Annotated in this window: 22 protein-coding genes and 1 tRNA gene; 13 read left to right on the top strand and 10 right to left on the bottom strand. The window is 61.3% G+C overall.

The features are described 5' to 3' along the window. Positions 1-20 precede the first annotated feature (20 nt). Positions 21-2,444, bottom strand: a complete 2,424-nt coding sequence (locus BM70_RS0105310) for a Tc toxin subunit A (RefSeq protein ID WP_025855038.1) — start codon at positions 2,442-2,444, stop codon at positions 21-23. Positions 2,445-2,680: 236 nt separating this feature from the next. Here BM70_RS0105310 and BM70_RS0105315 point away from each other — a divergent pair, with 236 nt between their 5' ends. From BM70_RS0105315 to BM70_RS0105335, 5 genes are all read left to right on the top strand, one after another. Further along, on the top strand, positions 2,681-3,622 hold the full coding sequence (locus BM70_RS0105315; RefSeq protein ID WP_025855039.1) for a rhodanese-related sulfurtransferase: 942 nt from the start codon (positions 2,681-2,683) through the stop codon (positions 3,620-3,622). Positions 3,623-3,659: 37 nt separating this feature from the next. Further along, positions 3,660-4,262, top strand: a complete 603-nt coding sequence (locus tag BM70_RS0105320) for a DsbA family protein (RefSeq protein ID WP_177326533.1) — start codon at positions 3,660-3,662, stop codon at positions 4,260-4,262. Next, positions 4,255-6,072 carry an ABC transporter ATP-binding protein gene (locus tag BM70_RS0105325; RefSeq protein WP_025855041.1) on the top strand — a complete coding sequence of 606 codons (1,818 nt, stop codon included), beginning with the start codon at positions 4,255-4,257 and terminating at the stop codon, positions 6,070-6,072. Before BM70_RS0105320 ends, BM70_RS0105325 begins: the two co-directional genes overlap by 8 nt. A gap of 71 nt (positions 6,073-6,143) precedes the next feature. After that, complete coding sequence (locus BM70_RS0105330) at positions 6,144-8,606, top strand: EAL domain-containing protein (protein ID WP_025855042.1); 2,463 nt, start codon at positions 6,144-6,146, stop codon at positions 8,604-8,606. 78 nt (positions 8,607-8,684) lie between these two features. Continuing rightward, positions 8,685-9,452: a TenA family transcriptional regulator gene (locus BM70_RS0105335; RefSeq protein ID WP_371262111.1), complete on the top strand. Its 768-nt coding sequence runs from the start codon at positions 8,685-8,687 to the stop codon at positions 9,450-9,452. Between the two features lie 21 nt (positions 9,453-9,473). Here the strand turns inward: BM70_RS0105335 and BM70_RS0105340 are convergent, their stop codons facing one another. The 4 genes from BM70_RS0105340 to BM70_RS0105355 all read right to left on the bottom strand — a co-directional run bounded on the left by BM70_RS0105340 (position 9,474) and on the right by BM70_RS0105355 (position 14,130). Then, positions 9,474-10,400, bottom strand: coding sequence for a GGDEF domain-containing protein (locus tag BM70_RS0105340; protein WP_025855044.1), 927 nt, complete (start codon positions 10,398-10,400; stop codon positions 9,474-9,476). A 307-nt stretch (positions 10,401-10,707) separates the two neighbouring features. After that, positions 10,708-11,982 carry an MFS transporter gene (locus tag BM70_RS0105345; protein WP_025855045.1) on the bottom strand — a complete coding sequence of 425 codons (1,275 nt, stop codon included), beginning with the start codon at positions 11,980-11,982 and terminating at the stop codon, positions 10,708-10,710. A 54-nt stretch (positions 11,983-12,036) separates the two neighbouring features. After that, positions 12,037-13,191, bottom strand: coding sequence for an acyl-CoA dehydrogenase family protein (locus tag BM70_RS0105350; RefSeq protein WP_025855046.1), 1,155 nt, complete (start codon positions 13,189-13,191; stop codon positions 12,037-12,039). A 69-nt stretch (positions 13,192-13,260) separates the two neighbouring features. Beyond that, entirely contained in the window at positions 13,261-14,130 is an 870-nt protein-coding gene (locus BM70_RS0105355) for an IclR family transcriptional regulator (protein WP_025855047.1), read from the bottom strand. A 250-nt stretch (positions 14,131-14,380) separates the two neighbouring features. Here BM70_RS0105355 and BM70_RS0105360 point away from each other — a divergent pair, with 250 nt between their 5' ends. The 3 genes from BM70_RS0105360 to BM70_RS0105370 are packed head-to-tail and all read left to right on the top strand — an operon-like array spanning position 14,381 to position 17,957. After that, positions 14,381-15,166 (top strand): enoyl-CoA hydratase, encoded by a 786-nt coding sequence (locus BM70_RS0105360; protein WP_025855048.1) that lies wholly within the window; start codon positions 14,381-14,383, stop codon positions 15,164-15,166. Positions 15,167-15,168: 2 nt separating this feature from the next. Next, on the top strand, positions 15,169-16,698 hold the full coding sequence (locus BM70_RS0105365; protein WP_025855049.1) for a 3-hydroxyacyl-CoA dehydrogenase: 1,530 nt from the start codon (positions 15,169-15,171) through the stop codon (positions 16,696-16,698). A gap of 26 nt (positions 16,699-16,724) precedes the next feature. Next, positions 16,725-17,957 (top strand): CaiB/BaiF CoA-transferase family protein, encoded by a 1,233-nt coding sequence (locus BM70_RS0105370; RefSeq protein ID WP_025855050.1) that lies wholly within the window; start codon positions 16,725-16,727, stop codon positions 17,955-17,957. On the opposite strand, the gene lldD is transcribed toward BM70_RS0105370, so the two are convergent. Continuing rightward, the gene (gene lldD / locus BM70_RS0105375; protein WP_025855051.1) at positions 17,954-19,084 is read right to left on the bottom strand and encodes an FMN-dependent L-lactate dehydrogenase LldD; all 1,131 of its coding nucleotides are present in this window, start codon (positions 19,082-19,084) and stop codon (positions 17,954-17,956) included. The genes BM70_RS0105370 and lldD overlap by 4 nt on opposite strands. 102 nt (positions 19,085-19,186) lie before the next feature. Between lldD and BM70_RS0105380 the strand changes: the two genes are divergently transcribed. Both BM70_RS0105380 and BM70_RS0105385 read left to right on the top strand, forming a co-directional pair. After that, positions 19,187-20,083, top strand: a complete 897-nt coding sequence (locus BM70_RS0105380) for a LysR family transcriptional regulator (protein ID WP_025855052.1) — start codon at positions 19,187-19,189, stop codon at positions 20,081-20,083. A gap of 60 nt (positions 20,084-20,143) precedes the next feature. Further along, positions 20,144-20,219, top strand: a tRNA-Asn gene (locus BM70_RS0105385). A gap of 59 nt (positions 20,220-20,278) precedes the next feature. Here the strand turns inward: BM70_RS0105385 and BM70_RS0105390 are convergent. From BM70_RS0105390 to BM70_RS0105405, 4 genes are all read right to left on the bottom strand, one after another. Continuing rightward, positions 20,279-20,578, bottom strand: a complete 300-nt coding sequence (locus BM70_RS0105390; protein WP_025855053.1) for an antibiotic biosynthesis monooxygenase — start codon at positions 20,576-20,578, stop codon at positions 20,279-20,281. Continuing rightward, entirely contained in the window at positions 20,575-21,555 is a 981-nt protein-coding gene (locus tag BM70_RS0105395; RefSeq protein ID WP_025855054.1) for a zinc-dependent alcohol dehydrogenase family protein, read from the bottom strand. The genes BM70_RS0105390 and BM70_RS0105395 overlap by 4 nt, the downstream gene beginning before the upstream one ends. Before the next feature lie 77 nt (positions 21,556-21,632). Continuing rightward, complete coding sequence (locus BM70_RS0105400; RefSeq protein WP_025855055.1) at positions 21,633-21,935, bottom strand: helix-turn-helix transcriptional regulator; 303 nt, start codon at positions 21,933-21,935, stop codon at positions 21,633-21,635. Between the two features lie 68 nt (positions 21,936-22,003). Next, entirely contained in the window at positions 22,004-22,915 is a 912-nt protein-coding gene (locus BM70_RS0105405) for a LysR substrate-binding domain-containing protein (RefSeq protein ID WP_025855056.1), read from the bottom strand. 173 nt (positions 22,916-23,088) lie between these two features. Here BM70_RS0105405 and BM70_RS0105410 point away from each other — a divergent pair, with 173 nt between their 5' ends. The 3 genes from BM70_RS0105410 to BM70_RS0105420 all read left to right on the top strand — a co-directional run bounded on the left by BM70_RS0105410 (position 23,089) and on the right by BM70_RS0105420 (position 26,372). Then, positions 23,089-24,351 carry a dicarboxylate/amino acid:cation symporter gene (locus BM70_RS0105410; RefSeq protein ID WP_025855057.1) on the top strand — a complete coding sequence of 421 codons (1,263 nt, stop codon included), beginning with the start codon at positions 23,089-23,091 and terminating at the stop codon, positions 24,349-24,351. Continuing rightward, positions 24,348-25,799 (top strand): amino acid racemase, encoded by a 1,452-nt coding sequence (locus tag BM70_RS0105415; protein ID WP_025855058.1) that lies wholly within the window; start codon positions 24,348-24,350, stop codon positions 25,797-25,799. Before BM70_RS0105410 ends, BM70_RS0105415 begins: the two co-directional genes overlap by 4 nt. Positions 25,800-25,913: 114 nt before the next feature. Further along, positions 25,914-26,372, top strand: coding sequence for an Hsp20 family protein (locus BM70_RS0105420; protein WP_025855059.1), 459 nt, complete (start codon positions 25,914-25,916; stop codon positions 26,370-26,372). Positions 26,373-26,503 lie beyond the last annotated feature (131 nt).

Below are 26,503 nucleotides of genomic sequence, written 5' to 3' on the forward strand. Positions count from 1 at the left end.
TGCTGGTTGAGCGTAAGCCGTTATTGATGTGCGGCGATGATGGCTTCGCCCACGAGCTTCCATTGATTGAAGGCGCTGGTGTTATCCAGTTCGCTGGTGCTGAGGAGGGTCTGGCTGGAGAGCCGGGTGAGGGTGCAGGCTTGTCGACAGCGCATGATCCAATCCAGTTGGTCCATGGACTTGACTCTGCCTGTGGGCAAGGTCTCAGTGAGTACCCGCAGTTCTTTTTCGTCCCATCCCAACCATTGACTTAGCTGGGTATCGAGGGTTTGAGGCTCGCGACTGTTGGCGTTCTGGAAATACGCCAAGAGGCTGTCCTGTGCCAGGCCATACGTATCGCAGCAGTCTTTGAAACGCTGCAATAGATGGAGTGTGCCCAGGCTCAGCTCGACCAGTCCTGTGGGTGAGTTATCGCTGTCCAGCCAATGGGGGTTGAGCAGCAATTGACGCAGTGACGCGCTGTTAACCGGCAGCGGCAACAGCGTAGTGATATCCGGCGCCAGCAGGATCAGGTGCCTGGGCTCAGTCTTCGCTTTATTGACATGTCGCGTGTAGAAGGCCTTGAGCTCATTGCTGTAGAGGGCCCGCGCGGGGTTTTCCAAGAACTGTTGGATGCACGTCTCAAGCCCCTCTGGCAGTAAGTCGACCCAGCGCTTCAGCGCCGTGTTAGCCGTGACGGGTTCCAGCAGCAATTGCTGGCGCAGCTGCGTTACGCTGGTGTTACTGGCCCTGAGCCAGGTGACGGCCCAGTCCAATTGCATGAGTACATCGAGAAAATCCATCTCGGCGCTCGATGTTGGGGTGGTCAGCTTGCTCCAGGTGGACGCGCCGAGCAGGTCGGCCAGTTGTTTGCAGTGCAAGACAGAAAGGCCGAAAAGCTGGGCGATGCGTGCCTGCCGATAGATCGCGGAGTACGTGGCAAGATTTCTGGCGGCAGTGGTAGGCAGTGCGTCTATCAGCAGTTGCAGTGAGTCCGGCGTATCACTCAACGTCAATGCGGCGCAAAGCTGCTGGTGGGTATGTGAATCGAAGGCTTTGTCGTCCAACGGTAGCAGTCGCCCGGACACTCGTGTGCGATTGAATACCTGATCGAATAAGGATTGCTCGTTGGCGCTGGCCTGCAAGGGCAGGCGATCCAGCCACGCCGAAAACTCCAGCGGCTCAAGCCTGTAGCGCCCACGTAGGTAGCGGTAGACCCCCAGTGCGCGCAAGGTGTTGTGGCTTATCTGAGGAGCGGCGTTGGCTGTGCCCTCAAGCGCCATGGCGCTGACGATCAGCGTGTCCAGTTCGGCGAACGGTAGATCGACCCACTTTTGCAGGCGGATCATCCGATGCAGGCGGTCGAACCGGTCGTGGGTGGTGTTGAGTAGTCCCGCAACGGTTCCGTCGTTGGATTTGCCGACCCCTATCTTGGGTAGACGGTCTGTGCCGTTGACATAGCGGGCGCCATAGGTGATCACCGTTTGTTCAGGCGTCGAGCGGGAGGCATGGGGTGCGAAACTGTTTTGCGCCAGGAGGGCTTGTAACTGGGCCGTGTCCAGCGCTGTACATTTCAGAAAGTCATCAAGGTTCTGCGGTGCACGGGGTCTGCCAAAGTAAATTTCAAACAGTGAGTTTCCCGTGACGGGTGGCTGCGTCAAAAGCGTTTGCTGTTGGGGATTCAGTCCGCTTAGCAAGCATTGCACGTCACCATTGCGTGTTTTGACCGTGCCATACAGTGCGCTTCCGGAATCGTCGAACGGCAGCCGCTTGCTGACTCGATAATTCAATTCACCCAAGGTGTGCTGGGTTCCCGACAGCCCCAGGCGGCATTGGAGGTGATGATGGTGGTAAGGCAGCGTCAAGGGGTAGTGTTGCTCGCTGAGCAGAGGGTGCAACTTATCGTGCGGGTGATGGTGTTTGATCTGTTTGCGCAACATGTCATCAATCAGCGTCAGCAGCGGGCGCTGGGCAAAGGTCGTGTCATGGTCAATCAGTAGATTTTTCAGGTCTGGGCGCCGTTGGCTCAAGGGGATTTTGGCTTGCGTTCCCCTGCCGTTTTTTTCGAGCTGGGTTGCAAAAAGAAACAGTGTGCGCAGGTAGGCGACAGGCGAATCGATAGCGGCGATGGCATCAGGGGGGCAGGCATTTTCCCCGTCCTCGTTGAGCAGGCTGGGCCCGTTCGATTCCCGGTCGCGTTTGCTACGAGAGGCTGGGCGCGGTTGGTCGTGCAGCCATTGCAACTGCGTGGTGTAAGACAGCGCGGTTTCGTAAGCCTGGGCGCCATCGTCATCATTGCAACGGGCCAGTTGATGGATGAATTCGCTTTTGGGCAGCGCGACGATGTCGAAGACGCTGGTGAAGCCGAGTTGATGCATGGCGGTGGTGAAGTCGACCTTCCCAACACCTGGAGGCACGGGCCGTTCCACCAGTCTGGCCAATAACGAGCGGTTTGAGGTTTCCATGTCATCGATCTTCCTGTGAGCCCAAAGGTGGATCCAATGGGCGACGCAAGACGCTATCACGCAGGCGGTATAGGCCGAGGTCAGCCAATGCCGTGAGTGAGTCAAGGAAATATCGGAGACTGCGTGTCGATGCAGCGGCGTCGCGGTTTTGCTAGAATGCGCGCCGCGTCGCCTGATCGACGCCTTTTTGCATCCGGTTCACCCCTTACGAGGGTAGCCACCTGGAGACAACACCCATGACTCAACCGATTGTCGTGGCGGCACTGTATAAGTTCGTCACCCTCGAAGATTACGTCGCCCTGCGCGAGCCATTGCTGCAGGCGATGGTCGACAACGGCATCAAAGGCACCTTGCTGATCGCCGAAGAAGGCATCAACGGCACCGTTTCCGGCAGCCGCGAAGGCATTGATGGCCTGATGGCCTGGCTGAAGAACGACCCGCGCATGGTCGACATCGACCACAAAGAATCCTACTGCGACGACCAGCCTTTCTACCGCACCAAGGTCAAGCTCAAGAAAGAGATCGTCACCCTGGGCGTCGAAGGTGTCGACCCGAACAAGAAGGTCGGCACCTACGTCGATCCTAAGGACTGGAACGCGCTGATCAGCGACCCGGAAGTGCTGTTGATCGACACGCGTAACGACTACGAAGTGTCGATTGGCACCTTTGAAGGGGCGATCGACCCGAAAACCACCAGTTTTCGCGAATTTCCCGACTACATCAAAGCCAACTTCGACCCGGCCAGGCACAAGAAAGTCGCCATGTTCTGCACTGGCGGCATCCGTTGCGAAAAAGCCTCGAGCTACATGCTCAGCGAAGGCTTCGATGAGGTGTACCACCTCAAGGGCGGCATCCTGAAGTACCTCGAAGAGGTGCCCCAGGAAGAGACCAAGTGGCAGGGCGACTGTTTTGTTTTCGATAATCGCGTCACCGTGCGCCACGACCTGAGCGAAGGCGACTACGATCAATGTCATGCCTGCCGCACACCGGTCAGTGTGGAAGACCGCGCATCCGAGCACTACGTGGCGGGCATCAGTTGCCCGCACTGCTGGGATAAGCTGCCGGAGAAGACCCGTCGCAGTGCGATCGACCGGCAGAAGCAGATCGAGCTGGCCAAGGCCCGCAATATGCCGCACCCGATTGGCTTCAACTACAAGCAAACCCCTTCCGAGGCCTGAGCCCATGTCCGCGCGCCTGCTCTATGTAATGGACCCGATGTGTTCCTGGTGCTGGGGTTTTGCTCCGGTGGCCGAGGCGTTGGTGGAGCAGGCCCAGGCGGCCGGCGTGGAGCTGCACCTGGTGGTGGGCGGCTTGCGCACCGGCAGCGGTGCGGCGCTGGAGCCGACCACCCGGCGCTACATTCTTGAGCACTGGCAGGCGGTTACCGACGCCACCGGCCAGCCGTTCAAGCGCGAAGGCGCGTTGCCCGACGGTTTTGTCTACGACACCGAGCCGGCGTGCCGTGCCATTGTCACGGCGCGCAGCCTGGCGCCGGACTGTGCCTGGAAGCTGCTGGGGCTGATCCAGCGTGCGTTTTATGTCGAGGGCCGCGACGTGACCCTGGCCAGGGTGCTGGTCGAGCTGGCCGAGGAGACGGGCATCCCGCGTATCGAGTTTGCCGGCGCCTTCGACCGTGCCGAGCAGCACGCCGCCACTGCGGCCGACTTCACCTGGGTACAGGACCTGGGCATCGCCGGTTTCCCGACGCTGCTGGCCGAGCGCAATGGTCAACTGGCCTTGCTGACCAACGGTTATCAGCCGCTGTCCGAGCTGTCGCCGTTGTTGGGTCGATGGCTGGAGCGAGCAACCTGTGCATGATCAGCCCGACCAGGAACCCGGTAAACGCGTCGACCGCCTGACCTGGGCGGAAATTCGCCGGCTGGCACTGCGTCACAAGAAATCCCTGTGGATCGCCAATGGTGTTGCCGTGCTGGCGACCCTGTGCAGCGTGCCTATCCCTCTGCTGTTGCCGTTGCTGGTGGACGAAGTGCTGCTGGGCCGTGGCGATGCGGCCCTCAAAGTGATGAACCACGCGCTGCCGCTGGGCTGGCAGAAGGCGGCCGGTTACATCGGCCTGATGCTGCTGGTGACCCTGTTCCTGCGCTGCGGCGCCCTGGTGTTCAACGTGGTGCAGGCGCGACTGTTTGCGCGGTTGGCCAAGGACATCGTGTACCGCATTCGCGTGCGCCTGATCCAACGGCTCAAGCGCATTTCCCTGGGCGAATATGAAAGCCTGGGCAGTGGCACCGTCACCACGCACCTGGTTACCGACCTGGATACCCTGGATAAATTCGTCGGCGAAACCCTCAGCCGTTTCCTGGTGGCCATGCTCACGCTGGTGGGAACGTCGGCGATCCTGGTGTGGATGCATTGGCAACTGGCGTTGCTGATCCTGCTGTTCAACCCGCTGGTGATCTACGCCACGGTGCAGTTGGGCAAGCGCGTCAAGCACCTGAAGAAGCTGGAGAACGACAGCACGTCGCGCTTTACCCAGGCGCTGACCGAAACCCTAGACGCCATCCAGGAAGTGCGCGCCGGCAACCGCCAGGGCTTTTTCCTCGGACGCCTTGGCCAGCGTGCCCAGGAGGTGCGTGACTACGCGATCCACTCCCAGTGGAAAACCGATGCCTCCAGCCGTGCCAGCGGTTTGCTGTTCCAGTTCGGTATCGACATCTTCCGGGCGGCGGCGATGCTCACGGTGCTGTTTTCCGACCTGTCCATCGGCCAGATGCTCGCGGTGTTCAGTTACCTGTGGTTCATGATCGGTCCTGTGGAACAACTGTTGAACCTGCAATACGCCTACTACGCGGCGGGCGGGGCGCTGACGCGGATCAACGAACTGCTGGCGCGGGCCGATGAGCCGCAGTATGCCGGCGGCGAAGACCCGTTCACCGGGCGCGACACCGTGGGCATCGAGGTGCGCGGCCTCGATTTCGGCTATGGCGAAGACCTGGTGCTGGACCAATTGAACCTGGCCATCGCCCCCGGTGAAAAGGTGGCGATCGTCGGCGCCAGCGGCGGTGGCAAAAGCACCCTGGTGCAACTGTTGCTCGGGCTCTACACGCCCCAGGCCGGCACGATCCGCTTTGGCGGGGCAACCCAGCAGGAAATCGGCCTGGAGACCATTCGCGAGCATGTCGCCGTGGTGCTGCAACACCCCGCCCTGTTCAACGACACCGTGCGCGCCAACCTGACCATGGGCCGCGAGCGCAGCGACCAGGCCTGCTGGCAGGCACTGGAAATCGCCCAGTTGGAGGCTACCGTCAAGGCATTGCCCATGGGCCTGGATAGCGTGGTGGGGCGTTCCGGGGTGCGGTTCTCGGGTGGTCAGCGTCAGCGCCTGGCGATTGCGCGCATGGTGTTGGCCGAGCCGAAAGTGGTGATCCTCGACGAGGCGACTTCCGCCCTGGATGCGGCCACCGAGTACAACCTGCACCAGGCGCTTGCACGCTTCCTCAGCGGGCGTACTACACTGATCATTGCCCACCGCCTGTCGGCGGTTAAGCAGGCCGATCGAGTATTAGTGTTCGACGGCGGTCACATTGCTGAGGACGGTGATCATCAGCAACTGATTGCCGATGGCGGCTTGTACGCCAAACTCTATGGACACTTGCAACAAGTGCGTTGATTTAGCCTAGGCTGAGCGATCGGAAGCGGATATTCGCGTGCGTATCCAGCAGTGCATGTGCAAGGGACTTCATGAAGCAAAAGCGGACTCTCGGAACGCCAAGGCTGTTGGGCATTGTCTGGCCCTTTATCGCCGTCGTACTGTTCCAGGCATTGTTAGGCTGCGGCAGTCTCTACATGCTTTCGGCAGTGCGTGGTTATGTGGCTGGCGAAAGCCTGTGGTCCAAGGGCCAGAAAGACGCCATCTATTACCTGACGCTGTACGCCGATAACCGCGACGACACCACTTACCTCAAATATCAGCAGGCCATCGCCGTGCCTCAGGGCGGGCATGAACTGCGCATTGCCCTGGACCGTCCCACTCCTGACCTGAGCGCTGCGCGCCTGGGTATCCTCAAGGGCGGCAACCACCCGGATGACGTTTCCAGCCTGATCTGGCTGTACCTCAACTTTCGTCATTTCAGCTACCTGGAAAAAGCCATCGAGTTGTGGACGGTTGGCGATGGCTACCTGGTGCAATTGGATGATCTGGCGCGCGAGATGCACAACGCGATCACTCGCGACCAAGTCAGCGCCAACGATGTGCGGCAGTGGAAGGCGCATATCACCGCGATCAACGAAGGCGTAACGCCCGCCGCCAAGGCCTTCAGTGATGCCTTGGGCGAAGGCTCGCGCATGATCCTGCGGCTGCTGCTGATCACCAACCTGGCCACGGCCCTCGGCCTGATTGTGCTGGCGCTGTTGCGCACGCATAAGCTGCTGACCCAGCGCCATGCCTTTGCCAACGCCCTGCAAGAAGAGAAGGAACGGGCGCAGATCACCCTGGAGTCGATTGGCGACGGGGTGATCACCACCGATGTCGACGGCACTATCACCTACATGAACCCGGCAGCCGAGGCGCTGACCCATTGGCAGTCGGCTCAGGCTCAAGGGTTGCCCCTCGCTGCGCTGTTCAACCTGCTGGATGACAATGCCCAGCCCGACGGCTTTACCTTGATCGAACATATCGTCAAGGGCCAGCTCAGCGGTGGCAGCGAGCATTCGAAAACCATCCAGCGCCTGGATGGCAGCACGGTCTCGGTGACGTTGGTAGGGGCGCCGATCCGTGGCGCCGGCAAGGTCACGGGGGCGGTGCTGGTGTTGCATGACATGACCCAGGAGCGTCAATACATCGCCAACCTGTCCTGGCAGGCGACGCACGACGCACTGACCGGCCTGGCCAACCGCCGCGAATTCGAATTCCGCCTGGAGCAGGTGCTGCATCCTTCCGCCCAGCAGAACGGCGGGCGCCATGCATTGATGTTCCTCGACCTCGACCAGTTCAAGCTGGTCAACGACACCTGCGGCCATGCGGCGGGGGACGAGTTGCTGCGGCATATCTGCGCGCTGCTGCAGTCGGACCTGCGCGAAGGTGACACCCTGGCGCGCCTGGGCGGAGACGAGTTCGGCATCTTGCTGGAAAACTGCCCGGCGACCGTGGCGGAAAAAATCGCCGAGAGCCTGCGCCATACCGTGCAAAGCCTGCACTTTGTGTGGAAAGGCCGGCCATTCATGACCACCGTCAGCATTGGCCTGGTGCATCTGGGGAACACCCCGACCACCCTGGAAACCTCGCTACGCGCCGCCGACATGGCGTGCTACATGGCCAAGGAAAAGGGCCGCAACCGCGTGCAGGTGTACCACGCCGACGATTCGGAGCTGTCGCTGCGCTTTGGCGAAATGGCCTGGGTGCAGCGCCTGCACATGGCGTTGGAAGAGAACCGGTTCTGCCTCTACGCCCAGGAAATCTCCCCCCTGGGGCAGACCGACGGTGGCGATGGGCATATCGAGATCCTGCTGCGCCTGCACGACGAGGCCGGTCGCATCATTCTGCCCGACAGCTTTATCCCCGCCGCCGAGCGCTACGGCCTGATGACGTCCCTGGACCGTTGGGTGGTGGAAAATGTGTTCAAGATCATCGCCCGTTGCCTGTTGGAGCGTCCGGGGCGACCCATGGCGATGTGTGCGATCAATCTGTCAGGCATAACCATTGGTGATGATGACTTCCTCGGGTTTTTGCGTGAGAAGTTTCATACATACAATATTCCGCCCGGCATGATCTGTTTTGAAATTACCGAAACCAGCGCGATTGCAAACTTGGGCAGTGCGATTCGATTTATTAATGAACTCAAAGCCTTAGGCTGTCACTTCTCGCTGGATGACTTTTGTGCCGGAATGTCCTCATTCGCCTATCTCAAACATTTACCTGTAGACTTCCTGAAGATCGATGGAAGTTTCGTAAAGGATATGCTGGACGACCCGATTAACCGCGCGATGGTCGAAGTGATCAACCACATCGGCCATGTCATGGGTAAGCGCACAATTGCAGAGTTTGTCGAGACACCGCAAATCGAACAGGCATTACTCGAAATTGGTGTGGATTACGCTCAGGGCTACCTGATTGAACGACCGCAATTGTTTACCTTTGATAGCTTGCAGTGTCGACCTGTGCGGCCGCAGCCTCTGTTATTCAAGGCGCCCGGCACATTCCGCTGAAACATTTGCTGGTCTGTACAATCACACTTAAAAAGGAGCCTTACAGTGATCGACACATTCAACAGAACCGGCCCGCTAATGGAAGCCTCGAGTTACCCCGCCTGGGCGCAGAAACTGATCCAGGACTGTAGCGAGAGCAAGCGCCGCGTTGTCGAGCACGAACTGTACCAGCGCATGCGCGATAACACGCTCAGCGCCAAGACCATGCGCCACTACCTGATCGGTGGCTGGCCCGTGGTGGAACAGTTTGCCTTGTACATGGCACAGAACCTCACCAAGACCAAATTTGCCCGCCATCCTGGCGAGGACATGGCGCGCCGCTGGCTGATGCGCAATATTCGCGTGGAACTCAACCACGCCGACTATTGGGTGCATTGGGCCCGTGCACACGGGGTAAGCCTGGAGGAGTTGCAGGCCCAGAACGTGCCGCCGGAGTTGCATGCACTGAGCCATTGGTGCTGGCACACCAGCTCCGCCGATTCGCTGATCGTGGCCATTGCCGCGACCAACTACGCGATCGAAGGGGCAACGGGGGAGTGGTCTGCGGTGGTGTGCTCCACCGGTGTCTACGCGGCGGCCTTCCCCGAGGAAGAACGCAAGCGTGCGATGAAGTGGCTGAAGATGCACGCCCAGTACGATGACGCCCACCCGTGGGAAGCACTGGAAATCATCTGCACCCTGGCCGGGATGAACCCGAGCAAGGCATTGCAGGTAGAACTGCGCCAAGCCGTGTGCAAGAGCTACGACTACATGTACCTGTTCCTGGAAAGCTGCATGCGCCTGGAAAAAGAGAAAGCCCCAGCCGTACTGCGTGAGCGCCAGGCGCGGGTCGCCAGCGAGGCCTGATGTAAAGGGAGATGGCGGGGTTTACCCCGCCATCGCCAAGCGGTTGCGGCCTTCGCGCTTGGCCACGTACAAGGCGCTGTCGGCCCGGCGCAGCAGGCTTTCGGCAGACTCGGCGGCCAGCAAGGTCGAGCAGCCCAGGCTGACCGTCAATTCGATTCGCGTTCCGTCCGCCCAGTAGTCCTGGGCCTGTGCCGCCTGGCGCAGGCGTTCGCCGACCATCGCCGCCGCGTCCCGGCCGGTGTTGGACAGCAGGATCAGAAATTCTTCCCCGCCAAACCGAAACACCATGTCCACGTTACGCAACTGGCCCTTGATTGCAGCAGCGACGGCGCGCAACACCTTATCGCCCGCCGCATGGCCGTGGGTGTCGTTGATGCGCTTGAAATGGTCGATGTCCAGCATCAACAGGGACAACGGGTTCAGGTGCCGGCGCGCCATGTCGATTTCCCGCTGCAGGGTCTGGTCCATGGCGATGCGGTTGCCGGTCTCGGTCAACGGGTCGCGCAGGGCGCTGCGGGTGGCGGCGCGATAGAGCAGGGCGTTGCGCATCGGGTAGAGCAGCGTGGCCAGCAGGGATTCGAGCTGGCCGAGCTCTTCTTCCAGCAGCCGCTGGTTGCGACGAAAGATCAGCTCGCCGAGGTGCTCGCCTTCATGGCTCAGGCTGTAGCTCACCGAATGGTGGCCGCGATGGCCGAATTCCAGGCGCAGGTCGCTGGCGTGGTGACGGTACTGCAGGGCGTCCAGGGGTACCAGGCGCTGGATCTCGCGAAAGAACACCGCAAGAATCCGCTCCGGTTCCAGGCTTGTCTGCAGTTGCAGGCCCAGTTGCTGGCGAAGTTGAGTGATAGTGGTGGGACGGCGGGGTAGAAGTGATGGCTGACCAAACCCCAGGCGTTGCAATTTGGCACTGTCAAAGTCAATTGCGTTGGTCTGGGTAGGTGTTTTCATAAGCGATCGGCCTCTAAGCACATAGCTGTCTTACAGGCTCGATGAGAGTGGCGAGTGCCAAGCGTCTTACTGGTCCTTCAGTTCCGTAAAACATGAGTAACAGTCTAGACTGCTTTGCACGGGGTTATAACCCCTGGGCACCGCCGCACGTCTTGTCATCGCTTAACCTGCTTGAATCAGGTTAGAGCCATATTCATGCCAAATGCCTTTATCCAAATAAAAAGCCTTATAAATCAAGCGACTGTTTTTATCGTTAAAAACAGTCGCTGAAGTGTGACGCCAGTTATTTGGCAACTGAGGGCCGGCCTTATTGTTTTTGCGGGTCGAACTGTTTATCGCGAATAAACAATGCCGGTATTACACCGCAGATAAAGTACGCGCCGCCCATCACCAGGAAGCCCATGCCAATCGAACCCTGGGATGCCAGGAATCCAATGGCCGCGGGTGCCACTGCCGCGCCAATGCGCCCGATGTTGTAGGCCCCGCCCACCGCCGAACCGCGAAACTTCGCTTCGAAGCTTTCGGTCATGTACGTGGCATTGACGCCATAAGGGATCCCGTACAGGAAGCCGAACACCACCAGCATCCACAGGATGTTCTCGGGGCTCTGGAACAGCACGATCACCGGCAGGAAGATCGCCGTGCCCAGGGCGCCAAATGCAAACACGGCACGACGTCCCAGGCGATCTGCCGCGAGGCCTGCGAGGATCTTGCCGAAAATCATTGCCGCATAGGTACCGACCATGTAGCTGGTCATCGACTTGAAGTTCATCCCCAGTTCGCTTTCCAGGTAGGACGGCATCCAGTTGTTCACGCCGTAGTAGCCGAACTGCAGGAAGCCTGCGGTGAGTGCCCAGAGCAGGAACATGCGGCTGGCCTTCGGGTCGCTGAAGATCAGCTTGAACATGCCGTCGGGCTTTTTCTTCAGGGCCTGCTGGCTACCAGTGGCTTTCTCCCGTGCTCGCTCGGCCTGTGCGGTCAGCCAGGCCTGTGGCTCGGGGACCAGGCGTTGCATCAACACGGCGAGAATCACCGGGATGATTGCCACGTAGAACAGCCAGCGCCAACCGTGCTCCGGCAGGATCCAGCCGGCCAGCAGGGTGGCGACGATGTAACCCACCGACCACCCCGCCTGCAGGGTGCCGAGCACGGTGGTGCGATAGCGGGTCGGCACGTATTCCGCCATCAGCGTATTGCACGCCACATACAGCGCGCCCAGGCCGAGGGAGGCGAAAAACCGGGTACTCGCAAACTGCCAATAGCTGTGGGTCATGCCCAGGATCGCCGTGCCCACGGAGAACAGCACAATGCTCCACACCACGGTCTTTACCCGACCGAAGCGGTCACAGGCCCAGCCACCGTAGATCCCGCCGATGGCCATGCCGGCCAGGGTGAAACTGCCGAGGCTGCCGGCTTCGACGCTGGTCAGGCCGAACTCGGCCTTGAGGCTGCTGAGGCTGTAGGACAACAACATCAGGTCTGCACCATCGATCAACAGGCCGAGGAAGCAGAAGATGAAAACGATGATCCACAGTTTGCTTTTTGCAGGCGACAACGCGCCCGCCGATGCGGCGACTTCCATAACGATACCTTGCTTGTAGTTGTTAGGGCATTGGGTATGGTGGTGCGGTGAGGCCTAGCGTTGCGCCGCGCGAATCATGTTGCGGGCAATCACCAGTTGCTGGATCTGCGTCGTGCCTTCGTAGAGTCGGAACAGGCGCACATCCCGGTAAAAGCGTTCGATCGCGTACTCGCTGATATAGCCGGCACCGCCGTGGATCTGCACGCAACGGTCAGCGACGCGGCCGCACATCTCGGTGGCGAACATCTTCGAGCACGACGCTTCGGTACCGATATTCCGGCCGTCGTCGCGCTGGCGCGCGGCGTCGAGCACCATGCAGCGTGCGGCATAGATCTCGGCCTTGCTGTCGGCGAGCATGGCCTGGATCAGTTGGAACTCGGCAATCGGTTGGCCGAATTGCTTGCGTTCAATCGCGTAGTTCAGCGCATCGCCCAGCATGCGCTCGGCTGCACCTACGCTGACGGCGGCGATGTGCAGGCGACCTTTGTCGAGGACCTTCATGGCCGTCTTGAAACCTACGCCTTCCACGCCACCGATCAATTGGCTGGCGGGCACGCGCACATTGTCGAAAATCACGTCGCTGGTGTGCGCCCCTTGCTGGCCCATCTTGTGGTCGCGCTTGCCCAGGGACAGGCCTGGCGTGTCACGTTCGACGATAAACGCGCTGATCCCGCCCGAACCCTTGATGCCCGGGTTGGTGCGCGCCATTACCGTAAAGATCCCGGCGTGTGGGGCGTTGGTGATGAAGCGCTTGGTGCCGTTGATGATGTAGTCATCGCCGTCGCGCACCGCCGTGGTTTTCAGTGAGGCGGCGTCGGAGCCGGAGTCCGGTTCGGTGAGGCAGAACGAGCTGAGCAGTTCGCCGCTGGCCAGCAACGGCAAGTAGTGTTCTTTCTGGGCGTCGGTGCCGTCGAGCAGGATGCCGATGGAGCCGATGCCATTGTTGGTGCCGAAGTAGGAGCGGAAGGCCGGGGAGGTGCGCCCCAGTTCGAAAGCGATGGTCACCTCTTCTTCCATGGTCAGGCCCAGGCCGCCGTAGGCTTCGGGAATGGTCAGGCCGAACAGGCCCATGTCCTGGAACTGGCTGATGATATCCGCCGGGATCTCATCGGTCTCGGCGACTTCGTTTTCCCGTGGGATCAGCGCTTCGTCGACGAACTGCGCAATGGCGTCCACCAGGATATGAAGCGTTTGTGCGTCTCGGATCATGTGCATTCCTCAGCGGCCCGTTCGGCGGGCCTGTTATCGTCGATCTGCCGAGGCCATGCACCTGTCCAGCTAGCGGGTGGCGGCCTCGATATTGTTCACCATGTGCTTGAGGCGTGGGCCGATGTCGTCTTCGAGTTTCTCCCGGGAGAGGTGGAAACTCGGTCCGCCACAGTTGAACGCCAGCAAGCCGTGTTGTGCGTGTCGCAGCGGTACGGCGATGGCGTTGACATCGCGGTGCCACTCACCGATCGACATGCAATAGCCGAAATCGGTGTAGTCCCGGAAGGCGCGCTCCAGCCCCTTGCGGATCGTCGGCCAGTCTTCCAGATGACGCTGGCGGATATGGTCGAGGATGAAATCCCGCTCGTTTTCCGGCATCGCTGCCAGGCAGGCGCGGCCTGCTGAACTCAAGTGCAACGGCAACCGTGTACCGACCTGGCGGCGCATGGTCATGTTCGCTTCGCCCTGGACCACGTCCAGGTACACCGCGTCCAGGCGGTCCCGGGTGGCCATCGCGACGGCAGCCTGGGCGTACTTGGCCATGGTCTCCATCAACGGGTGCGCCACGGCCCGGATCGACAGGTTCGACAGCATCGCGTAACCGAACGCCATCACGCCCACGTCCAACTGGTACCGGCCCGACTGCGGCAGGTGCTTGAGGTAACCCAGACGAGTCAGGGTGTGGGTCATGCGGGTAATCGTCGGTTTCGGCAGCCCGGTCTTGCGCGCCAGTTCCTGGTTGCCCAGCACACTCTCGCTCGGCGTGAAACAGCGCAGCAGTTCCAGGCCACGGGCCAGGGCGGTGACGAACTGGCGGTCCTTGTCTTCCTCCTCATCGTTGTTCATCGGGTCAATCAGCAAATGCTCGAAGGCGTTGTTGCCTGCTGGGATTTCGGGGCTGTCCGAGTCCGGGTGTCGACGGCGCATGTTAATCCTCATTTTTTTATAAAATCAACAAAACAAAATTGTATTCCGCACAGCGAAACAAGACAACTTTTTAGATTGTTATTTTTAAACTCGGCAAACTCCTTTAAAACAGTGAGTTAGCCACTGTTTTAGCAGAGGTTAGGGTTTTTACGTTTACACCTGCGGGGTCGATACTTATGATTATCGACAAATACGGAATGTTATTTCGCATAGCGAAACAAATAACGGACCCACTAACAAGAACGTTGCAGCAGGAGTGAATGTGACCAGCGCTAACCCACCCGTGGTGACCCTCGATGTCCAGGACAATGGCGTGGCCGTGGTCCGTATCCATCGCCCCGAGGTCAAGAACGCCCTCAATGCCCAGGTGCGTGAAGCCCTCGCCGAGCATTTCCGCGCACTGGCCCGGCGCCAGGATGTGCGCGCCATTGTGCTGACCGGTGGCGAACAGTTCTTCGTCGCGGGGGCGGATATCAAGGAGTTCGCCGCGGCGGGCGCGATTGATATGTACCGCCGCCATACCGAATACCTGTGGGAAGCCATCAGCCGTTGCCCCAAGCCGGTGATCGCTGCCGTCAACGGTTTTGCCCTGGGCGGCGGCTGCGAGCTGGCGATGCATTGTGACCTGATCGTCGCCGGCGAATCGGCGCGCTTTGCCCAGCCTGAGGTCAAGCTGGGCTTGATGCCGGGCGCGGGTGGTACCCAGCGCCTGGTGCGTGCGGTGGGTAAGTTCCAGGCGATGCGCATCGCGCTCACCGGCTGTATGGTCAGTGCGAAGGAAGCCCTGGCGATGGGCATGCTCAGCGAAATGGTCAGCGACGACCAGACACTGCCGCGCGCACTGGAACTGGCCGCACAGATCGCCGCACTGCCGCCACTGGCGGTGGAGCAGATCAAGGAGGTGATGCTGGCCGGTGCCGACCTGCCGCTGGAGAGCGCCTTGGTGCTGGAGCGCAAGGCGTTCCAATTGCTGTTCGATTCCAAGGACCAGAAGGAGGGCGCCGCGGCGTTCTTCGAGAAACGCACGCCGCAGTACCGGGGGGAATAAGCATGACCGACACCCTTAATACGATGGGTCTGGTGGGCACCGGTGTCATGGGCGCAGGTATTGCGCAGATCGCCGCTCAAGCCGGTGTGGCGGTGCGCCTGTTCGATGCCCGCGACGGCGCTGCACAAACGGCGCGGGACAACCTTGGCACCACGCTGGCCAAGTTGGTGGGCAAAGGCAAGATCAGCCAGGCGGCGATGGACGCGGCGTTGGCCAACTTGCAGGTGGTCGAGCGTATCGACGAGCTGAAGGCGTGCGACCTGGTGGTGGAAGCCATCGTCGAAAACCTCGAGGCCAAGCGCGGGCTGTTGCAACAGCTTGAAGGCATCGTGAGCCCGGGTTGCATCCTGGCGACCAACACTTCGTCACTGTCGGTCACGGCCATCGCCACCGGTTGCCAGCACCCCGAGCGTGTAGCCGGGCTGCACTTCTTCAACCCGGTGCCGCTGATGCGCGTGGTGGAGGTGATCGACGGCCTGGCCACCGCGCCAGCGGTCGGTGAGGCGCTGCTGGCGCTGGTAGCACGGATCGGCCATCGCGGTGTGCGCGCCAAGGACACCCCCGGTTTCATCGTCAACCACGCCGGTCGTGCCTATGGCACCGAAGCCCTGAAAATGCTGGATGAAGGCATCGCCGAGCGCGGCGATATCGACCGTATCCTGCGCGACGGCGCCGGGTTCCGCATGGGGCCGCTGGAGTTGCTGGACCTCACAGGTCTGGACGTGTCGCACCCGGTGATGGAGTCGATCTACAACCAGTTCTATCAGGAGCCACGCCACAAACCGTCGCCCCTGACCCGGCAAATGCTGGTGGGCGGCCGCCTCGGGCGCAAGACCGGCCACGGCTTCTATCAGTATGAAAACGGCCAGCTCATCAACGGCCCGCAACCCCAGGCGGTGCCCACGGTGCAACAGCAGCCACCGGTCTGGATCGCCACCGAGAACAGCGAAGACTACGAGCGCTTGAGTGCCTTGGTGATCAACCTCGGCGCCCAACTGGAACATGCCGCGCAACCGTCACCGGACGCACTGTGCCTGTTGGCTCCCTACGGCCGCGATGCCACCAGCGCCTGCGTGCGTTTCGATACCGACCCCGCGCGGACCTTGTGCATCGACCTGCTGACCGACCTGTCGCGCCATCGCACGCTGATGCAAAACCCGCTGACATCTCCTGCCCTGCGCGACGCAGCTCACGCCTTGCTGGCGGCGGACGGCGTGGGCGTCACGGTGATCGGCGACAGTGTCGGCTTTGTCGCCCAGCGCACCTTGGCGATGGTGGTCAACCTCGCCTGTGACATCGCCCAGCAACGCATCGCCAGCGTCGAGGATATCGACCAGGCGGTGCAACTCGGCCTGGGCTACCCCAACGGTCCGCTGGCCTGGGGCGATGCCCTCGGGCCACGGCGGCTGCTCACGATTTTGCAGCGCATGAGCGAACTCACCCACGACCCGCGTTACCGCCCCAGCCCCTGGTTGCGGCGGCGGGCGATGCTGGGGATTTCCCTGCGCCATGAAGAGCCGAGAGTCGGCTGATTTCCCAACCTCACAGGATAAGAACAATGGGTGCATTGACAGGTTTGCGGGTGCTGGATTTAAGCCGTGTGTTGGCCGGTCCCTGGTGTGGGCAAGTGTTGGCCGACCTCGGCGCGGAAGTGATCAAGATCGAACGCCCCCAAAGCGGCGACGACACCCGTGGCTGGGGGCCGCCGTGGATGAAGACCGGCACCGGTGAATCGTCTGGCGAGGCTTCGTATTACCAGTCCACCAACCGTGGCAAGTTATCCGTGGCCATCGACATGGCCAGCCCGGAAGGCCAGGAATTGGTGCGCGCACTGGCGGCGAGCTCGGATGTGTTGATCGAGAACTACAAAGCCGGCTCCCTGGCCCGCTACGGTCTGGACTACGCGACCCTGGCCGAGATCAACCCGCGCCTGGTGTATTGCTCCATCACTGGCTTCGGCCAGACCGGCCCGCGTGCCGAAGAGCCGGGCTACGACTTCATCATCCAGGGCATCGGCGGCCTGATGAGCATCACCGGTGAGCGTGATGACCTGCCGGGCGGCGGCCCGCAAAAAGTCGGCGTGGCATTTTCCGACCTGATGACCGGCCTGTATTCCACCGTGGCAATCCAGGCCGCGCTGCTCAGCCGTGAACGCACGGGGGTTGGTCAATATATTGATATGGCGTTGCTGGATGTGCAGGTCGCCACCTTGGCCAACCAAAGCATGAACTACCTGGCGTCGGGCAAGGTGCCGCAACGCTATGGCAATGCCCACGCCAATATCGTGCCTTACCAGGTGTTCCGCGCCGCCGACCGCGACTTCATCATCGCCTGCGGCAACGACAGCCAGTTTGTCGCGCTGTGCCAGAGCATCGGCCTGCCACACTTGCCGGACGACCCGCGCTTTCGCCGCAATGCCGACCGTGTGGCGCATCGCGAAGCAATCGTCGCGCTGCTCTCGGCGCACTTCCTCGGGCGCAGCGCCGATGAGTGGGTGGCGTGCATCCATGCGTCGAAAGTGCCGGTGGGGGCGATCAACTCCATCGCTCAATCCCTGGAAGAACCCCAGGTGATCGCGCGTAACCTGATGGTGAAAATTCCCCATCCTCAGAACCCGGACTTTGCCATGGTCGGCAGCCCGATCAAGATGTCCGGCACTCCCGTGGAGTATGTGCGGCCGGCGCCGATGCTGGGGCAACACACGGACGATATCCTCGGGCAGCGGTTGGGCCTGTCGCTGGAGCAACTGGCCCAGCTCAAGGCCCGCGGGATCGTCGAGCAGCAGGGCTAGACCAGCGTGGTGCGGTCGATCTGCTCGATGGCGGTGACGCCGGTCAGGGTCATGGCCACGCGCATTTCCTTGGCGAAGATGTCCAGCAGGTTTTCCACGCCGTGCTGGCCATCGGCGGCCAGTGCATAGGCGGTGGCGCGTCCCAGCAGGCAGGCCTTGGCACCCAGGGCGAGCATGCGCACCACGTCCAGCCCGGAACGGATGCCCGAGTCCACCAGCACCGTGAGGTCATCGCCTACCGCATCGGCAATCGGTGGCAGCGCCTTGGCGGTGGACAGCACGCCGTCCAGCTGGCGGCCGCCGTGGTTGGACACGACGATGCCATCGGCGCCGAAACTCTCGGCATCCTTGGCGTCCTGTGGGTCGAGGATGCCCTTGATGATCATCGGGCCTTTCCAGAATTCGCGGATCCACTCCAAGTCTTTCCAGCTGATCGACGGGTCGAAATTGTTCGCCAGCCAGCCGATGTAGTCTTCCAGATGGGTCGGTTTGCCGAGGTACCTGGAGATGTTGCCCAAGTCATGGGGACGGCCCATCAACCCCACGTCGAACGCCCATTGCGGCTTGGTCACGGCCTGCAGCATGCGCCGCTGTGCCGCGAACGGCCCGGACATGCCCGAATGAGCATCGCGATAGCGCGCACCGGGCGTGGGCATGTCCACGGTAAACACGAGTGTGGTCACGCCGGCCGCCTGGGCCCGCTCCAGCGCATTGCGCATGAAGCCACGGTCCTTGAGCACATACAGCTGGAACCAGATCGCCTGCGCGCTTTGTGACGCCACTTCTTCGATCGGGCAGACCGACACCGTCGACAGGCAGAATGGGATGCCCTTGTTCGCCGCCGCCTTGGCCGCCTGCACTTCGCCGCGCCGCGCGTACATGCCGGTGAGGCCGACCGGGCTGAGGATCACCGGCATGTCCAGCGTCTGGCCGAACAGGGTGGTCTTCAGGCTCAGGGTGTCCACATTGCGCAGGATGCGTTGGCGCAGGCTGATCTCGGCCAGGTCCGAACTGTTCGCACGCATCGTGTGTTCGGCGTAGGCGCCGCCGTCGATGTAGTCGAACAGGAAGCGCGGCAGCTTGCGCTTGGCGGCTGCGCGGTAGTCGGAGGCGGACGAGATGATCATTATGGGAAGGCTCCACAAGGCAAGGTGGGTTCAGGATAGGCAACTATCTGTCATGATAAAAACAACTTTTATCACTGGTAGCCAGTCGCCAAGGGAATACTGATGAACCTGAGAACATTGCGGGCCTTTGTCGAAGTGGTGCGCCAGGGCGGTTTTTCCCAGGCCGCCGAGGTGGTGTCGCTGACTCAATCCACCGTGAGCAAGGCGGTCAAGACCCTGGAAGAGGAACTCGGCACGCCGCTGCTCAATCGCCTGGGCCACCGCAACGAACTCACCGCGGCGGGCGAAATTGCTTACCGCCGCGCCTTGGTGCTGCTCGCCGAGCGCAACGACCTGGTGGCCGAGATCAACGACCTGCGCGGCCTCAAGCGTGGCGTGCTGCGCATCGGCCTGCCACCTGTGGGCTGCGGCGTGCTCTTCGCAACAATGTTCGCCACCTACCGCAGCCGCTATCCGGACATCGACATCGAACTCACCGAATACGGCAGCAAACGCCTGCGCGAGTGCCTGGAAGCGGGGGAGGTCGACCTGGCGGCGCTGTTGCTGCCGGTCGACGAAGACTTCGATTACCAACCGGTGCGCAATGAGCCGCTGATGGCCGTGCTGCCCATCAGCCACCCGCTGGCTCACCTTGAGCGTATCGACTTCACCCACCTGGCCGATTCGCCGTTCATCCTGTTCGAAGCGGGCTTCGCCCTGAACGCCAAGATCCTCGCCGCCTGCGAGCGCAAAGGCGTCACCCCCAAGGTGACGGCCCGCAGCGGGCAGATCGACTTCATCATCGACCTGGTCGCGGCCGGCCTGGGCGTGGCCTTCGTGCCACGCATGCTGGCGTACAAGCATCAACACGCTGGCATCGCCCTGATCCCCTTGGATGAACCTCACACCGACTGGCATATCGCCCTGGCCTGGCGCACCAGCGCCCACCTGCCACCCGCCGCCCTGGCGTGGCTGGAACTGGCGAGGGAACACGCCGTTTCAACCGGTCATCCGGTTTAATCGCGCCGAATGCCATAGAAAGCTTGACTTCTCCTTTTCAATCAGTAACATACGGCGCATTCCGCGATAGCTCAGTTGGTAGAGCAAATGACTGTTAATCATTGGGTCCCTGGTTCGAGTCCAGGTCGTGGAGCCAGATAGCAACATAAAAGAGAAGCCTGCAGAGATGCAGGCTTTTTTTTGCCTTGGATTTCCCTAGGCGATGAACCCCGCTCCCTCAATGTGATAAACCTGCGGTTCCTCCGAAAAAAACGTCTCCAACCCCAACATGAACAGCCGGTGGTCCTCACTCGCTTCAAACCCCGGCGTGTGGTCCTCCAGCGATTCCCAACGCACGATCAGGTTGAAGCGCTCCGGTGTTTCAACCCCCTGGGCAAGCATATGGCCCAGGTAGCCTTTCGCACGGCTGAGCAGTGGCGACACCTCGGCAAAGGCCCGCCTGAACGCGTCGATGTGCTCCTTGTGAACAGGCAGCACGGCGATCTCGTAGATCATGACGTTGCTCCTTGAGTGGGCCCAACGGCAATCGCGATCTTCCCTTGGATGCCGTTGTTTGGGCTCTCCAGGCGGGCATGGGCGAGCCCGATGTCGGCCAGCGCATAGACGGCGCCCACATGGGGGCGCAGTTGACCCTGTGCGACCAAGGTGCTCAGCTCATCGAGCTTGCCGCGATTTTGCCGCGTGAACACGAAGTGATAACTCGCATTCTTGCCCCAGGCCTGGACCAGGTTCTGTGGTTGGGCAATGTCCACGATCGAGACCACGCGGCCCAGTTGCGCGAGTGCGTCGGGGCTGCGCGACAGCGTGTTGCCGCCGATGGTGTCGAAGACCACATCGACGCCGCGCCCACCGGTTTCCCGCAGGATGGCGTCGACGTAATCTTCCTTTTCATAGTCGATGATCACGTCGGCGCCCATGCTTTCAACGAACTCAATGTTGGCTTCGCGCACGGTGGTGAACACCCTGGCGCCGATGGCTTTTGCCAGTTGGATCGCCAGGTGGCCGACGCCGCCGGCGCCGCCATGTATGAGGATGCTTTCCCCGACCCGAAGCGCTGCGCGCACGGTCAGCGCTTCCCATGCCGTCCCGCCGACCAGACTCAGGCTGGCCGCTTCAAGGTGGCTCAGGGTGGGCGGTTTCTTGCCGATGATGCTTTCGGCTGCGACGTGATATTCGGCGTAACTGCCGGGGCCGTCGAAGATCTGCGGCGTGTACCAGACTTCGTCGCCGGGCGCGAAGTTCGTCACGCCCGGGCCGATGGCTTCGACAACGCCGGAGATGTCGTGGCCGGTGATGGCGGGGAGGGGCACCAGGTCGGCATAGTCGCCACGTCGCACCTGATAATCCAACGGGTTGATGGAGGTTGCATAGACCCGCACCAGGACCTGCCCGGTGTGTGGCACCGGCGTGGGCACCTCGCAGAGTTCGAACGAATCCGGGCCGCCAAATGATTCAAGCATCATCGCTTTCATTGCATTACCTCGTTTCAGCAAGGGTGGGTTTCGGTAAAAAGGGATATCGGGAAATCTCGATATCCTAGGGTAAAAAATTACAGCTCCTTGCCAATGATCTCGGCAAGGGCGCTGATGGTGGCTTCGTTGCGCTTGTAGTAGGTCCACTGGCCGATGCGGCGGGTTTCAATCAAGCCCGCTCGATGCAGCGTGGCCAGGTAATCGGACACAGTTGACTGCGACAGCCCGACGCCCTCTTGGATGCTGCTGACGCAGACGCCCACGGTATGAACATCCCCTTCATCCTGCGGGGGGAAGTGCTTTTCGGGATCCTTCAAACCTTTCAGGATTTCTAGTCGAGTGCGGTTCGAGAGGGCTTTGAATATGTCGAGTAAGTCCATGGCGCGAGGATATCGAGATTTACCGATATGTCAATACGCAAAATGAATCCTCCATTTTTACCGCTGCATCAAACGTCCGCCCGCCATCCCTCCAGCGTCCGCCACAACTTCCGCATCGTCGGGTTCTGGTTTTCAATCGCGCAATACGAGCGTATCTCCAGCCGCGTACTCCATTCCTCCCCTCCGGCGCGCACCAGCACACCGCGCTCCAGCTCATCCACCACCGCGCTCTGCGGTAGCCACGCCACGCCGTAGCCTTCGATGGCCATGCGCATCAGCAGCATGGCCATGTCGGCTTCGTAGCAGCGCTCCAGCACGGCGGGCGCAGGGCTGTTCTTGATCACGATTTCCGCCACGCGCCCCAGGAACGTGGTGGCGGTGTATGCCAAATGCGGGACGGGTTTGCCTGCATTTCCCGGCAGGCGATACAACGGTCGGCCGCGTTTGTCCGGGGCGCACAACGGGATGAACGCATCGTGCCCCAAGGCCAGGCTGCCGAAGCGTTGCGGGTCCAGCAGGATCGGCGCCAGCGGGTGGTGGTAGACGATCATCAGGTCGCAGCTGCCTTCTTCCAGCGCAATCACCGCGTCATGGATATTCGCCGCCACCACCCGTGCGTTGAACTGCTCGGTCTGGCGCTGGAACTGCGCGAGCCACTTGGGCAGGAAGGTCATCGACAGGCTGTGGCCGGCGGTCACCTGGATCGAGCGCCCCGGCATGCGCTCCACTTCGCGCAGGCTGGCGCGCAAGCGCATCAGGCCGGCGAGGGCGTCGCGGCTTTCGCTGCAGAAAGCAACGCCTGCGGCAGTGAGTTGCACCGGGTAGGTGCCGCGGTCGACCAGTTCGACACCCACCCATTCCTCCAGTGAACGAATGCGCCGTGACAACGCCGATTGCGTCACGCAGCGCACTTCGGCGGCGCGGGAGAAGTTCTTCCACTCGGCGATGGCCAAGAGGTCGTCCAACCATTTGATCTGCATGCCGGTTCTCCAGGCGATGAGCCCCGAGTGTATGCCGCCGCGCCAAAGTGGGGCTGGGCTTTTTGCAAACTATTCCAAAAGCGCATGGGGTTAGCCGGATTACTCATCATGGCGGCCGGGGCGCGTCCCTAGAATCGGCGGCAGACAACAAAAGCCATCTGAGGGCCGCACCTGTGAAGAAGAACAAACTCCCCCGTCGCATTGCAGTCGGCATCGCCCTGGGCGTGCTGGTGGGTTGGGCGTGTCACCACTATGCAGGGAGCGAGCAGGCCGCCAAGGAGCTGGCCGGATACTTTTCGATGGTCACCGATATTTTCCTGCGCATGATCAAGATGATCATTGCGCCGCTGGTGTTCGCCACCCTGGTGGGCGGCATCGCGAGCATGGGCAGTTCGCGCTCGGTAGGGCGCATCGGCTTGCGTGCGATGCTGTGGTTTGTCACGGCGTCGCTGGTCTCGCTGATGCTCGGCATGGCCCTGGTCAACCTGTTCCAGCCGGGCGCCGGGCTGAACATGCAGGTGGTGCAGCACGCGACGGCGGCAGTACCGGTCAACACCGGGGACTTCAGCCTCAAGACCTTTATCAGCCACGTGTTCCCGCGCAGCATTGCCGAGGCAATGGCCAACAACGAGATCCTGCAGATCGTGGTGTTTTCGCTGTTCTTCGGCTTCGCCCTGGCGGGCGTCAAGCGCGCCGGCTACACACGTATCACCGACACCGTGGACGAACTGGCCAAGGTGATGTTCAAGATCACTGACTACGTCATGGCCTTCGCGCCAATCGGCGTGTTTGCCGCGATTGCCTCGGCGATCACCACCAATGGCCTGGGCCTGCTGGCGGATTACGCCAAGCTGATCGCCGAGTTCTACCTGGGCATCGCCTTGCTGTGGGTGCTGCTGTTCGCTGCCGGCTACCTGTTTCTCGGGCGTTCGGTGTTCACTCTCGGCAAGCTGATCCGCGAGCCGATCCTGCTGGCGTTTTCCACCGCGAGCAGTGAGTCGGCCTACCCCAAAACCATGGAAGCGCTGGAGAAGTTCGGGGCTCCAAAACGGGTCTCCAGTTTCGTATTGCCGCTGGGTTATTCCTTCAACCTCGACGGTTCGATGATGTACCAGGCGTTCGCCATCATGTTCATCGCCCAGGCGTACAACATCGACCTGAGCTTCACTCAGCAACTGCTGATTTTGCTCACGCTGATGATCACCAGCAAAGGCATGGCCGGTGTGGCGCGGGCGTCGGTCGTGGTGGTGGCCGCGACCTTGCCGATGTTCAACCTGCCCGAAGCCGGGCTGCTGCTGATCATCGGCATCGACCAGTTCCTCGACATGGCGCGCACCGCCACCAACGTGGTGGGCAATAGCATCGCCACGGCCGTGGTCGCAAAATCCGAGACCGAAGACGAACCCGCTGAACTGCCGCAGGGTGTGCGCGCATGAGTACCACGTCCCGGCTGGGTATCGTCGGCGGGCTTGGCTCGCTGGCGGGCGGCGATCTGTTCTACAAGCTGGTCAAGTCCCGCGCGGTGCTGGAGGACCAGGGCCGCTATCACTTCCTGTTCGAGCAGCACCCGTTCAAGGACGTGCTGCTGCCCCTGGACCGCAACGCGAGCATGACCGCGCGCAAGTTCTATGTGTTCCAGGTGTGCAAGACCTTTGAAAACAGTGGCGTGGACTCGGTGCTGCTGCCGTGTTTCGCCAGCCAGACCTTTCGCGACGAAATCCAGCAGGAACTGGATATTCCCGTGCTGGACATGATGCAGGCGCTCGTCGAGCACATCACCCGCAGCATCGCGCCAGGTACCACCCTGGGCGTGATCGCTTCGGACTTTGTGCGCCGCTGCGGCGTGTTTGAACAGCGTCTCGGCCCGCACTTCACGTTGGTTTATCCAGAGGACGACGCCCAGGTCGCGTTGATGGCGGCGATGTACGGCGTCAACGGTATCAAGGATGGCTACCTCGACGGCGTGCCGCTGGAGTCGGTGTACCAGGCGTGCCTGTCGGTGCAAGGGCAGGGCGCCACGGTGATCGTACCGGGCATGACCGAGCTGTCACTGGTCTGCGGCGAACTGCAACGCCGTGGCCTCAGCGTGCTCGACATCAACCAGATCTACGCCGAGTTCGCCACCCAGGCTGACGCCCCGGCGCGCCAGCCACCGTTCAAGCTGGGCATTGTCGGCGGCGTCGGCCCGGCTGCCACCGTCGACTTCATGGGCAAGGTGGTCGCCCACACCCCGGCCGGCAAGGACCAGGACCATATCAAGATGGTGGTGGAGCAAAACCCGCAGATTCCCGACCGCACCGCCAACCTGCTGCGCGACGAAACCGACCCGACCCTGGCGCTGTACGCCACCTGCAAACGCCTGGAAAGCGCCGGTGTCCACGCCATCGCCATCCCGTGCAACACCGCCCACGCCTATGTCGAGCGCATCCAGGCGCACCTGCGCGTGCCCATCGTCAACATGCTCAGCGAGACCGTGGAGTGGATCGTGCACACCTACGGCAGTGGCCAGGCCGTGGGCTTGCTGGCGACTTCCGGCACCTTGCAAAGCCAGGTCTACCACCAGGCCGCGCGGCGTTCGGGCTTGCAACTCATCACCCCAGGTTTTGATTATCAGGCGTTGGTGATGGCGGCGATCTACGGCGAGCGGGGGATCAAGGCGGGGTTTACCGAGGGCGTGTGCCGTGAACAGTTGCTGCTGGCGGCGGAGCACTTGTGCGAACAGGGGGCGAAGGTGTTGATTCTCGGCTGTACGGAGCTGCCGTTGGTGCTGGCGCATTGTGAAGTGGTTGAGATCGGTGCCCACCGGGTCGCCTTGGTTGATCCCACAACAGTCCTTGCGCGCCGGTGTGTGAGCCTTTCGTCGGGGGCTCATCGCATCGGATAAAATTTTTTGTGGGCGCCGCTTGAAAATTTATCGCCTGAACCTACTTAGGTTTTACGCGATGCCGCATGCGGGTCGCGTATCAAATCACTTGGAGAAACCTCAGGAGATTTTGCAATGGCTACTACTCTTTCCTTGGCCCCACTGTTCCGCCACTCCGTCGGCTTTGACCGGTTCAACGACCTTTTCGAATCGGCGCTTCGCAGCGAGGCCGGTACCACCTACCCACCGCACAATGTCGAAAAGCACGGTGACGATCATTACCGGATCGTGATCGCGGCTGCAGGCCTGGTGGAAGATGACCTGGAAATCCAGGTGGAAAAGGGCGTGTTGACCGTCGCCGGCGGCAAGCGCGAACACAACGAGGGCATCACCTACCTGCACCAAGGCATCGCCCAGCGTGCGTTCCGCCTGTCGTTCCGCCTGGTCGACCACATCGAAGTGCAGGGCGCACAGCTTTCCAATGGTTTACTGAGCATCGATCTGCTCAGGGTCGTACCAGAGGAAGCCAAGCCCAAACGCATTGCGATTGGTGATGCTGCCAAGGCTGATGTGAAATCCATCAGCGAGCAGTGAGTTGAAATGAATAAAGGCGCTCTGGGGAGCGCCTTTATTTTGGCCCGATGATTAACTGTCATTTTTGCCCATAGTGAGAAGCGCAGAGCCTTTCTTCTCCGATTGATAGGTGGGCAAGTGCTGCGGGTCTG

The organism is Pseudomonas sp. CHM02 (assembly GCF_000612585.1).
Classification (GTDB): Bacteria; Pseudomonadota; Gammaproteobacteria; order Pseudomonadales; family Pseudomonadaceae; genus Aquipseudomonas.